We start from the raw sequence: 9,220 nt of genomic DNA, 5'->3' as shown, positions 1-9,220 counted from the left end.
GCGGTTCGCGCTGACCTATCCCGACCGGGTCGAGCGCATGGTGCTGGTCAACCCGCTCGGCCTCAACGACACGCTGGCGCAGGGCGTGCCCTATACCGATCTCGGCGCGCTCCGGCAGGAAGAAGCCAAGACCAGCGCCACGTCGATCAAGGCGTATCAATTGCGCAATTACTATCACGGCACGTGGCGCCCGGCCTACGACCGCTGGGTCGCGATGCTAGCGGGGCAATATGCGAGCGCCGACGGCGACACCGTGCGCGACGCGCAGGCGCGCCTGTCGGACATGATCGAGACGCAGCCGGTCGCCGCCGAGCTCGGCCGGATCACGGTGCCGGTCACGCTCCTCATCGGCCAGCGCGATCTCACCGCCTTCCGCGCCAACACCGCGCCCCCGGTGCTCCGCGACCGGATCCAGACCGTCCCGCAGGCCGCGGAGGACGCGGTCAAGCGCTTCCCCCACGCCCGGCTGATCCGCATCCCCGACGCGGGCCATGCCCCGCAAGTCGAGGACCCGGCCGGGTTCAACGCAACGTTGCTGGCCGAACTGCGCTAGACCGCGCCGGGCAGGACCTTCCAATAGGTCGCATAGCGATCATGCGCGACGCGGTGATACGGGACCAGCCGCACCGCGCTCTGGTTTCCGGAAGCGATCGTGAATTCGAGCGGCGCTGCGCCGGGACGAACCTTCCCGGCGATCGTGCCGGCATCGCCCGTCAGCATCGGCGGGGTAAACGGCGTGGCATTATACTCGCCATACTTGCGTTCGCTGACGATGATGTCCGCGTCCTTCGCCAGCCCCTTGGTCCCGAACACCCCGGCCAGCACGATCGGCCCATAGGTGAACGCCACCACGTCCGGCGCAGCGGGCGCATGGTCGGTCGCGACCTCCATCGCGAGCCGCAGTTCGACGGTATCCCCATCGCGCCACGTCCGCGCGAGCTTGACGTAGCTGCCCGCCGCATTCGACCGGACGGTCTCCACGCCGTTGACCAGCACGGTCGCGGTCCGGCTCCAGCGCGGATGGCGCAATTGCAGCGTCAGCTCGGTCGGCCGCCGCAGCGACCAACGCAGCGTCGTCGTCGGCGAATCCGGGAAGGTCGTCACCTGCCGCAACACCGCCCCCTTGTCGCGCCACGTCACCGAGGACGGCACGAACAGGTTCACGTACAGCGACCGATCGTCGTGGAAGTAGATCGAGTCGCGATGTTTGACGTGGTTTTCCATGCCGGTGCCGGTGCAGCACCAGAAGGAATCGACCGGCGTGTGGTACAGCTTCATGTACCCGGGCCGCGCGCCCTGAAAATAGGTCACCATCCCCGAATCCGGGTCCTGCGACGCGAGGATGCCGTTGTAGAGCGTCCGCTCGTAATAATCGGCATAGTCGGCCTGCGGGTCCTGCAGGAACAGCGCGCGGGTCAGCTTGAGCATGTTGTGCTGGCAGCACGTCTCCGACCCCTTGGCCGAAAAGACATGCTGCTCGAAGTCCGCCATCGGGAAGAAATGCTCGTTGTCGCCATGCCCGCCGGTCGCGAACGAGCGGGTCAGCGCGACCGTCTTCCAGAAGAAGGCGGCGGCATCGCGATATTGCGGGTTGCCGGTCGCCTCATAGACACGCTGGAAGCCGATGATCTTGGGCACCTGCGTGTTGGCGTGCAGCCCGTCGAGCCGGTCGCGCCCCGCCGCAAGCGGCTCGAGGATCGCCTTGTGCGAGAAGCGCTCGGCCATCTCGCGATAAGAAGCGTTGCCGGTCATCAGATACAGGTCGGCGAACGTCTCGTTCATCCCGCCATGTTCGGTATCGAGCATCGTCTCGAACTGCGCGGGCGTCAGCGGGCGCGTCGCCACCACCGCCCAGTCGGCCATCCGGATCAGGACCGCCTTCGACGCGGTGCTGTCCGCAAGCAACGTCGCATCGCGCAGGCCCGCATAGACCTTGTGCAGCGTGTACCACGGCACGCCGGTGATCTTGTCCCCGCGCAGATGCGCCGCGACCAGCGCCGCGCCATCGGGGAACGCGCAGACCAGCCCCGTCTTGGCGGCATCCTGGCACGCCGCGAGTTCGCCCGCGATATAGTCGATCCGCTGCTTGAACTGCGGCTCGCGGGTCGAGCGATAGGCCAGCGCGCACGCCGACAGATAATGGCCGAGCGTATGCCCATGGCAGTTGATCTCCGCCCACTGCGCCTCGGACTCCCACCCGCCATAGACCGGCGCCTTGGGCTTCAACCCCGCGTTGACGCGGAAGTTGTGGAGCATCCGGTCCGGGCTGAGGCTGAGCAGATACGCAACGGTCTTGCGCTGCGCGTGCAGGAACGGCCCTTCGGACAGCTCGACATCGGCAAGATCGAACGGCTGCAGCGCAGCCTTGGGGCGCGCCCCCGCCGCGACCACCGGCGCGGCGAACAGCGCGGTCGGGCTCCCCGCCGCCAGTCCCGCGAGCAGCCCGCCCGCGCCCGTGCTCGCAAGGAAGCTGCGGCGCGTGTTGCCGCCACGGCGGGTCGTGTTCGTCATGGTACCACTCCTAAAATCGCGCCGCATTCACTGCGGCGTCCTTAACCTTCATGCGCGCCGCACCGCGATCACGCCGACCGATCGCCCCGATATCCGAGCGTATCCGAAATCCGCCCGACCGCCGCATGCAGCATCGCGCGCGCGGCCTCGGCGTCGACCTTCTGCGATCCGTCGATCAATTCCAGGAACGGAATCGTCAGCGCCGCCACGACGGTGCCGTCGAACCCGAACACCGGGCAGCTGATGTCGGTCACGCCATGCGTGATCGGGCTTTGCCGCCGATCATAGCCGCGCGTCCGGATGACTTCCAGTTGCGCCGCCAGCCGCGCGCGGTCGATCGGCTCGGCACGGTCCTGCGCCGCCGCCGCGAGGATCTGGTCGGCGCGCATGTCGCTTGAAAACGCGAGCAGCACCTGCCCCGAACAGCTGTTGAGAATGTCGATCTTCGCGCCGACCCGCAGCGAAAAACCGCGGATCCCGGGTTGCTGCTCGCACGCGATGACCAGCCCCGCCCCCGCGTTCGGCACGACGAGATGGCACGATTGCCCCGCATCCTGCGCCAGCCCCTGCATCTGCGGCAACGCCGCGCGCGTCACGTCCTGCGCGGGCGTCGCGCGATAGGCGACCTCGAGCAGCTTGTAGGTGACGGTGTAGCGATCGGTCCGTGCGGACTTCTTGAGATAGCCCAGCCGCTCCATCACGATGATGATGCGGAACAGCTCCCCGACCGACCGCCCCAGCAACGTCGCCATCTCGCTGACCAGCGCGCCCTCGGGATGCTGGCCGAGCAGCTCGATGACCTCGAACGCCTTTTCGATCGCGGGTGCGGTATAGGTGCCTTGCGGGCCGCTCTGTTTCATCAGTCCCCTATCATGCTCTTGCGCGGGCCGGGTCAGGACCAGCGCCGCGAATACCGACCCGCTGCGGACAGCTTGGCCGTGAAGTCCTCTTTGCCAGCCCGCACCGTCACCGTCGATCCCGCAGGGCCGCGGATCGTCAGCGCTTGCGGCCGACCCTCGCGCCATTGCAGATCGACCCGCAAGTCGCCCCGCGCGCGAAACCCGCTGATCGCGCCGGTCGGCCACGCCCCGGGCAACGCCGGGAGCAGATGCAGCGTATCGCCCCACGACTGAACGAGCATCTCCAGGATTCCCGCGGTCCCGCCGAAATTGCCGTCGATCTGGAACGGCGGATGCGCATCGAACATGTTGGGGTAGGTGCGCTTGGGCCCGAGCAATCCGTTGAGCACGTCATGCGCGTGATCCCCTTCCCCCATGCGCGCCCACAGGCACACCCGCCACGCGGTCGCCCACCCGGTTGAGAGATCGCCGCGCCGTCGCAAGCTGACCTTGGCCGCTTCGATCAGCTCGGGCGTATCGCGCAGGTTGATCTGCCCGCTGGGATACACCGCGTAGAGATGCGAGACGTGGCGATGCTGCGGATCGGGCGCCTGCGCGTCCCAATCCTCGAGCCATTCCTGCAACTGGCCCTGCGCGCCGATCCGGTCGGGCGCGATCTTCGCGCGCGCGGCTTCCACCGTTTCGAGCCAGGCGGCATCCCGCCCCATACGCTTCCCCGCCACGACCGTATTGGCGAACAGGTCGCGGATGATCTGGCGGTCCATCGCCGGACCGACGCACAGCGACGATCCGAACGGATGCAAATTTTCCGGAGACACCGACGGCGAAGTGACGAGGCCGCGCCCCTTGGGATCCTCGATCAGCGTATCGAGGAAGAAACGCGTCGCCCCCACCATCAACGGATACAGCCGTCCCAGCACCGCAGCGCTGCGGTTGTGGTCCCAGTGGCTGAACAGCGTGTTGCACAACCACGCCCCGCCGCACGGCCACAGTCCCCACAACGGCCCGTCGATCGGCGCGGTCGCGCGCCACAGGTCGGTGTTGTGATGCGCCACCCAGCCGCCCGCGCCGTACATCGCCCGCGCGGTGCGCGCGCCCGAAACGGCGAGCTCCTCCGTCATCCGCAACAACGGCTCGACGCACAGCCCGAGTCCGGCGGGATCGGCGGGCCAGTAGTTCATCTCGGTATTGATGTTGATCGTGTATTTGCTCCCCCACGGCGGGGTGGTGCCTTCGTTCCAGATCCCCTGGAGGTTCGCCGGCTGCGTCCCCGGTCGCGACGAGGCGATCAGCAGATAGCGCGCATAGCGCACATACAGCGCGGCAAGCCCCGGATCGCGCCCGCTCTCCCCCGCCGCGATCCGCCGATCGGTCGGCAGCGCGGCGGCGGCGGCGTTGGTGCCGAGGTCGATCGTCATGCCCCCGTACAGCGCGGCATGGTCGGCGACATGCGCGCGCCGCAAGGCCGCATAGGATTTGCCCGCGGCGGCCTTGGCGGCCGACCGCACGATCGCGACCGGGTCCGCGCCCTGGTCTCCCAACCCGACGTAGCTCGTCGCCGCCGCGATCAGCAGGGTGACCTGCCGCGCGCCCCGCACCGACAGGCCGTCGGCCCCGCTCGTAATCCGCCCGTCACCCACCGCGACGACGTGCATCGCATAGCGCAACCCCGCCGGGATCCCGTTGGCGGCTTCGTTCCGCCCGGTGACGAGCATCGCGGTCGCGCCATCGGCCGCGACCGTGACGCCGGGCCGCGCAGGGCCAGCGGTCTCGTGCTGCAACCAGTCGACCGTCGTGGCCGCAGGCGGCGCCGCGCCTTCGACATACTGCTCACGCGGGATCGCCACCGCGTGCGGCGCGCGATGCGTGACATCGAAGTCGAGCGTCCCGCCCTGCGCAGTCAGCCGCACGACGATCACCTGATCGGGGGCCGAGGCGAACACCTCGCGCGTCTGCGCGACACCACCGCCGCCATAGCGCGTCGTGGCGACACCCGAGGCGAGATCGAGGTCACGTCGATAGTCCGCCGGTTGCGCGGCACCCGCGAACGTCACCAGCAGATCGCCCAGCGAACCGTACGGCATTTGCGACAGCGGCTTCGCCATCATCTTCGCCGACGCGAGATCGGTCGCTTCCTTATACCGCCCCTCCGCAAGCAACGCGCGGACGCGCGGCAACGCGGCCAAAGCGTCCGGGTTGTTCGGGTCATAAGGCGACCCCGCCCACAAGGTGTCACTGTTGAGCTGGAGTCGTTCCTGCGCGACGCGGCCGAACACCATCGCGCCGAGCCGTCCGTTGCCCACCGGCAACGCCTCGGTCCACGCCTGCGCCGGCTGACGATACCACAATTGATGGTCGGTGGCGGGCGCGGTCGTTTCCGCCGCCGACAGCGTGGGAAGCGCGCCCAGCGCAATCCCGCTGACCAGCGTTTCGCGACGCGTCAGCCCCTTCATCCCGTTGCGACGACGCATCCTCTTCTCCTCGGCTTCCGCGATACCGCCCGAGGCGACGCGCTGTTGCGCCAATCGTCTATCACAATGCCGAATGAGTCCAGCTAGATTGCATATATGATCGCTTGCTTGCATATACGGCACGAACCATTGGGCTCGCCCCTGCAGACCCTGCCCGTGAGGATCGGAAAATGAAAACCGTTGTGTGTCGCGAACCGTTCAGCCTCGCGATCGAGGATCGTCCCGCTCCGTTGCCGCGCGCCGGCGAAGTTCTCGTCCGGATTCGCCGGGTCGGACTGTGCGGGACGGATTATCATATCTACGCCGGGCGGCATCCGTTCCTCGCCTACCCGCGCGTGATGGGCCATGAACTGTCGGGCACGGTCGAACAGGCGCCCGAAGGCTCCGCGTTCCGATCGGGGCAGATCGTCGCGATCAACCCGTATCTCGCGTGCGGCACGTGCATCGCCTGCCGCAACGGCAAGCCCAACGCCTGTGTCAACATCAGCGTGCTCGGGGTTCATTCGGACGGCGGGATGGCGGAGCTGCTCGCCGTCCCCGAAAGCGCGGTCCTCGACGCGGGCGCGCTGACGCTCGAACAGGCGGCGATGATCGAATTTCTCGCGATCGGCGCGCATGCCGTCGCGCGCGCGGAGGTCCCGTCGGGCGCGCGCGTGCTGGTGGTGGGCGCCGGACCGATCGGCGTCGGCACCGGTCTGTTCGCGCGCTTCAACGGCGCGCACGTCACGCTCGCGGATACGCGCCCGACCCGGCTCGCCTTCGCGCGCGCCAACCTCGGGTTCGAAACCACGGTCGAGGCCGGCCCCGCCATGGCCGCCACGCTCGCCGAGCTGACCGGCGGCGAAATGTTCGATGCGGTGTTCGACGCGACCGGATCGCTCGCCGCGATGGCCGCCAGCCTCGCCTATGTCGCGCACGGCGGCAAGCTGATCCTGGTCGGCGTCGCCCCCGGCGATCTGGTCTTCGCCGACCCCGAATTCCACAAGCGCGAGACGACGCTGATCGCCAGCCGCAACGCGCTCTCCGCCGATTTCGAGCGCGTCAAACAGGCGATCCTCAGCGGCCGCATCCCGACCGACGCGCTCCACACCCACAGCCTCGACGCGGACGAGATCCCGACGCGGATGCCCGAGCTGATCGCAGAGGCGGACCATGTGCTGAAGGCGATCGCGCGGTTTTGAGCGGGGGTTCGCGCCGAACGATGCCGTTCAAGACAAGCGCGTGCCGAGCAATTGCGGATTGTCGCGCATTCGCGTGACACCGTCGCGCACGCGCGAGGGTGTCACGCGCAAATCTTACCCAACGGCGCGTGGAAGTGTAAGGAATGTTTACACATACCTAATTCCTGGACACAAAAGTTCAGGGAATCCCAAAATGGCACGAATCATGCGGAGATCACGAGAGCAACAACGGAGTGATCTCGATGAGGAACATTACGCGTCGACTCTCAAACTTTCTCATTCATTGCGTGGCGTTAACCGGGATTGCCACGTGCGCCAGTGCAGCGGGCGCCGCTACAATCGTTTCTTATAATTCTCTGAATTCGTTCAATGCTGCAGTGGGGGTCACCCAATTGGAGACATTCGAATCAAGTTCGGGCAGCACGACGATCACAACACCTACCTTCGCCTTGACTTCGACTGACAGTAGAGTCTTCGTCAATACGTCCAATATATTCGGGAGCGGTCGGTTTATCGGCGCGAACGGGCTTTCCCCGACAACGACGAGTGTCTCTCTATCGTTCGCGCAACCCATTTATGCTTTAGGCTTTCGATACACGTCGGGGTCTATGGGTTCGTTGGTTCTAACCGGTGCAGGCACGGTCACGGGTGTACCAATCAGTGGGTTTCCAAACCTGGGGTTCTTTGGCGTGCTCTCTGATACCCCTTTCAGCTCAGCTGTTTTTCGGGTTCAGAATGACGGCCTCGAATTCGACAACGTCATGACGCAGGCGGCTGGAGCCGTTCCGGAACCTACGACCTGGGCTTTGATGTTGACGGGCTTCGGCATCATCGGTTTCGCCGTTCGTCGTCGCCCGCGGCTCAAGGCAACTGTCACCTACGCTTAATCTCGAGACGAATGAAAAGAGCCGCGGGCCGGAAGGCCGGCGGCTCTTCGCTGGGTCCCCAGGTGAATGGTAGCCACGGTGCGAAAAGCGGGCAGACCGTTACCCACCACAGATTGCCGTTCCGGCTCTGTGCCGGCGTCCATCGCGCCCGAACGCCGATCGGCAGCTATCGGGCGGGAAAGCTGACAGTCTGCAAGCGGCCACAACGCAACAGTGGCGATGGGAAAAGCGGACGCCCGAAAGCGGTCGGTCTCAAACGCTCAAATTGGCCTTTACGGTCGGTGAAGCGATAACTGAAAGTGGACCGGCTACAAACGCTTACGGGAGGGAGGTGGCTGACCTTTTCGCCTCTCGCCGCACGATAAGCATCACCTGCCGCGCCGGACCATCGACGACACTGGTTCCTTTGAGAAAGAAGCCGGTGCCGAGTAAACCGTCGCTTGCTCCTACAGGCACATAACCGCTGGCGATCGGGGCATTCCCGGAAGCGAGGCGACCTATGTTCAGGGTACCTGGGGCCGCCCTGGATTTTAGCGCGGTGCCGTCAGCCATGATGCTATTTTGCCCGGCTCCTCTAACGCCTGACCCGCCCATGGCTTGTTTCCAAGCCGCGTCACTGAGCCGAACCGCACCAGAATATCCGAAATCGACAAGCAGCCTGACCTTATGGCCGTTGATAGCGGCTTCGATCTGGTTACCTGTCAGCAGAGGGAGTCTGACCACGTCCGGGCCGTCGAGTTTAATCGACCCGCTCGACACCAGCGATAATTGCTTCCTGTCGGGCTGTATCATCACAGCCATAACATTGGTGGCGTCGACCCCCAACACCGCATCCACCTGCCTTCCAAGTGCCTGTGACATTGGACGCAGGTCGAAAGAGACCAGCTCTCCCGTCATCGTGAACGCGTGCGGGACATCAAGGACGGTAGGACCTATCCTGAACGTCGCTATCCGGGTAGTCCCGGTCAAGGCGTCGCCCATGGGTTCACCGATGGGAATGCCAGCCTGCCGAGCGAAGGTGGTATCGACGATCGTTCGCCCCGTCCCGTTGTCCAGGAGGATTGTCGCGGGCCTTCCATTCAACCGCCCTTGGAAGAGAATGAGGCCTTTCACGATCTCCATGCTTTGCGGTGCCCAATCGCGTCCTGCGACAAGACGGATGATGGGCCGCTTGTTCTGTTCCTGCGCGGTCGGGAGATTAAGAATAGGACTAGGCGGCGTTGACTGCCATGCACGCGCCGGCCCGCTGGTGAGCAAAAGCATCAGCAGAAGCCTCCCGTAAGGGGAACTGCGGGACTTAGCCAAAAACA

At 65.8% G+C, this 9,220-nt stretch carries 7 protein-coding genes; 3 read left to right on the top strand and 4 right to left on the bottom strand.

The genetic code is table 11. The annotated features are described in order from the left end of the window. On the top strand, nucleotides 1-553 hold a 553-nt coding region (locus tag QBJ92_RS05990; protein ID WP_277968778.1), incomplete at its 5' end, for an alpha/beta fold hydrolase. On the opposite strand, the gene QBJ92_RS05985 is transcribed toward QBJ92_RS05990, so the two are convergent. The 3 genes from QBJ92_RS05985 to QBJ92_RS05975 form a co-directional block, all read right to left on the bottom strand. Next, complete coding sequence (locus QBJ92_RS05985) at nucleotides 550-2,511, bottom strand: glycoside hydrolase family 127 protein (RefSeq protein ID WP_277968777.1); 1,962 nt, start codon at nucleotides 2,509-2,511, stop codon at nucleotides 550-552. The genes QBJ92_RS05990 and QBJ92_RS05985 overlap by 4 nt on opposite strands. A 68-nt stretch (nucleotides 2,512-2,579) precedes the next feature. Continuing rightward, nucleotides 2,580-3,371, bottom strand: a complete 792-nt coding sequence (locus QBJ92_RS05980) for an IclR family transcriptional regulator (RefSeq protein WP_277968776.1) — start codon at nucleotides 3,369-3,371, stop codon at nucleotides 2,580-2,582. Between the two features lie 32 nt (nucleotides 3,372-3,403). Further along, the gene (locus QBJ92_RS05975) at nucleotides 3,404-5,842 is read right to left on the bottom strand and encodes a glycoside hydrolase family 95 protein (RefSeq protein ID WP_277968775.1); all 2,439 of its coding nucleotides are present in this window, start codon (nucleotides 5,840-5,842) and stop codon (nucleotides 3,404-3,406) included. Nucleotides 5,843-6,012: 170 nt separating this feature from the next. On the opposite strand from QBJ92_RS05975, the gene QBJ92_RS05970 reads away from it, so the two are divergent. Next, nucleotides 6,013-7,023, top strand: a complete 1,011-nt coding sequence (locus QBJ92_RS05970; RefSeq protein WP_277968774.1) for a zinc-binding alcohol dehydrogenase family protein — start codon at nucleotides 6,013-6,015, stop codon at nucleotides 7,021-7,023. Between the two features lie 242 nt (nucleotides 7,024-7,265). Further along, entirely contained in the window at nucleotides 7,266-7,910 is a 645-nt protein-coding gene (locus QBJ92_RS05965) for a PEPxxWA-CTERM sorting domain-containing protein (protein WP_277968773.1), read from the top strand. Between the two features lie 318 nt (nucleotides 7,911-8,228). Here the strand turns inward: QBJ92_RS05965 and QBJ92_RS05960 are convergent, their stop codons facing one another. Further along, on the bottom strand, nucleotides 8,229-9,173 hold the full coding sequence (locus QBJ92_RS05960) for a pepsin/retropepsin-like aspartic protease family protein (RefSeq protein WP_277968772.1): 945 nt from the start codon (nucleotides 9,171-9,173) through the stop codon (nucleotides 8,229-8,231). Nucleotides 9,174-9,220 lie beyond the last annotated feature (47 nt).

The organism is Sphingomonas echinoides (genome assembly GCF_029623395.1).
GTDB lineage: Bacteria > Pseudomonadota > Alphaproteobacteria > Sphingomonadales > Sphingomonadaceae > Sphingomonas > Sphingomonas echinoides_A.
Note: the sequence above shows the minus strand (reverse complement) of the source record. Positions and strands in the feature narration are given on the sequence as shown.

Bases quoted from the DNA above. Each gene is read 5' to 3' on its own strand.
- QBJ92_RS05985 (WP_277968777.1), bottom strand. From the start codon at position 2,511: ATGACGAACACGACCCGCCGTGGCGGCAACACGCGCCGCAGCTTCCTT.
- QBJ92_RS05980 (WP_277968776.1), bottom strand. From the start codon at position 3,371: ATGAAACAGAGCGGCCCGCAAGGCACCTATACCGCACCCGCGATCGAA.
- QBJ92_RS05975 (WP_277968775.1), bottom strand. From the start codon at position 5,842: ATGCGTCGTCGCAACGGGATGAAGGGGCTGACGCGTCGCGAAACGCTG.
- QBJ92_RS05970 (WP_277968774.1), top strand. From the start codon at position 6,013: ATGAAAACCGTTGTGTGTCGCGAACCGTTCAGCCTCGCGATCGAGGAT.
- QBJ92_RS05965 (WP_277968773.1), top strand. From the start codon at position 7,266: ATGAGGAACATTACGCGTCGACTCTCAAACTTTCTCATTCATTGCGTG.
- QBJ92_RS05960 (WP_277968772.1), bottom strand. From the start codon at position 9,173: ATGCTTTTGCTCACCAGCGGGCCGGCGCGTGCATGGCAGTCAACGCCG.